We start from the raw sequence: 2068 nt of genomic DNA, 5'->3' as shown, positions 1-2068 counted from the left end.
CTACGAACGCAAGGCCGAGCACTTCCTCGCCTTCACCAGCATCGCCTGCACCCTCATCTGCTACCGCAGGCTCGCCAAATGAGATGGCCTCTTAGAGCCCGGCGTCACGAGCCGCACTACGCGCTTGCGGTCTAGCGGGAGGCGGGATCGCTGCTGGCCCTGTTGAACGGGGCCGCGGCCACTCAGGTCGAGGTCAGCCGACGGCCGGTGTCGGTCTATGGCGAGCTGACCGGCACCCGCCCCTTCACCACCCACCCGAGAACGAAGGAACCGTCTTGAGCGAGCTGGTCTCCACCCGCATCCGCAATACGGCCGCCAAGCTGGGCCTGCCCCCACCTGGCCGCACTCTCTCGTTCGTCGAGGCCAAGGCCAACGCTTCCCGCTCGGGGCGCTGGGGGGAAAGTCGCACATCGCCGTCGCCCTCGCGGTCGTCGCCTGCCGGGCCGGCTACTCGATCTACTTCACCAGCCTCGACGACGGTCCGCGACCTCATCACCGCCGAAGCCGCAGGCGCCTGACCAGCAAGTTCGGCAGGTACCTGCGGCCGGCCGTCCTCGTCTCGACGAAGTCGGCTGCCAGCCCCTCGCTGGCGCCGAGGCGAATCTGGTCTTCCAGGTCATCTCAAACGATAGGAAAAGGGCTCCATCATCCTCACTTCGAACAAAACTTCAGTGAATGGGGACAGGTATTCGGCGACGAGGTCCTCGCCGCGGCCATCCTCGACCGCCTCCTCCACCACTGCCGAGTCATCTCCATCAACGACCCCAGCTACCGCCTCAAGAACCGGCTCGCCGCGTCGAACGCGAACGAGCCGACGCGGCCTGAAGTTCGCATTACTGGACAGGCCTTGACCTGGCAGAATGCTACCGATCGGGGAGATACAGGGCAGCTCCGCCCTGCTCTGCCTCGGCTCTCTCCAGAGCGCTGATCGCTCGGCGGCGCCAAGGTGTGCTGGTTGCAATGACAATCACGCCGACCAGCAGGCTGACCAGTGGAACACCCCAGGCTGCAGCCATAAACAGAGTTCCGAGTGACTCCATGACGCCCCCTCTCGGGGCGAGAGTTCTCCGCAGCCCGCGGCACCAGGTCCGTTGGGCGGCTCTTGGCCAGAGAAGAGTGGTGCACAGATTTCTGTACTCGGTGGAGCACTCGCACGAGTACGTCGACAGCTCCACCCATCGTTCAGTGGTGGACCACGACGGAACTGTGCGTTGACGTGTGCCTGGTGGTCGGTCCGCGGCGGCGTCTCCAGACTGCAAGGTAGTTCCGTCACCGCTTGCCGCCTGGGGGGACTGGAGTCCGTGCCAGTCCAGGCACAGGACGGTGGCGCCGTCCTTGGGCGGCGGCCGCCATAGGCGTCGGTGACCGCGCCGCCGGCACCTGGGGTGCGCCGGGCAAGGGCGGCGAACAGGCCGACAGCGTCCTCGAGCCCGCGCCGCCCGCGGTGGAGCCCACCTCTCCGTCAGCGGGCGCCCGAGCTCGTAGGAGGCGGCTGCCAGGCCCTTGGTGGTCAGGTTGCGCAGCGTCTCCCCCGTGCGGGTGGTGGCTCGGTTCTCGGCGAGACCGTGCTTGCGCAGATCGGAAAGCGCACCCGCGTGCGCAGCGGTACGCGCGGTCTTCGCTCTGAGGCGGTCGCATTCGTCGTGTGCCGGCAGGTCAGGTGCGGTGAGGCGATCCGCCGATCTTCCCTTCGTCGGCCAGATCCTCGCCGACGCACCGACGGACGTCCTCGGGCGCTGCGGGCGCTGCGCGACGAACAGGTGGAGCGGGCCCGTGCGGTGGTGGAGACCGTGGCGGCCCTGCACCGCTGACCGCACCACCGCACCACCGCACCACCGCACCTGGAGGGTGCGCACCGCTGTGGTGGTGCGCATCCACTCGGTGCGTGGTGTGCGCGGTGCGGCCGTGATGCCGCCTACCGCCGGGAGGTCGGCGGCTACTGGGGCGACACGGTGCGCCGCCAGCAGCAGTGATCGTACTCGCGGGAGGGCCGGGCCATCCCCGTGACACCGTCCACCCGGTCTCCGTCGAGCAGACGCTGCTCGCCGCCCGCGGCAACGGCCAGAAG

Annotated in this window: 1 protein-coding gene and 1 pseudogene; both read left to right on the top strand. The window is 68.5% G+C overall.

What is annotated here, in order from left to right:
• Window positions 1-138: 138 nt before the first annotated feature.
• Window positions 139-279 (top strand): annotated as a pseudogene (locus ABZ924_RS38570) (integrase core domain protein); the annotation flags it as partial.
• A gap of 112 nt (window positions 280-391) precedes the next feature.
• Complete coding sequence (locus ABZ924_RS38565) at window positions 392-928, top strand: ATP-binding protein (RefSeq protein WP_361920407.1); 537 nt, start codon at window positions 392-394, stop codon at window positions 926-928.
• Window positions 929-2068 lie beyond the last annotated feature (1140 nt).

The sequence above is a fragment of the Streptomyces sp. NPDC046876 genome (genome assembly GCF_040645035.1).
Classification (GTDB): domain Bacteria; phylum Actinomycetota; class Actinomycetes; order Streptomycetales; family Streptomycetaceae; genus Streptomyces.
This window is presented reverse-complemented; position numbering and strand designations above follow the sequence as displayed.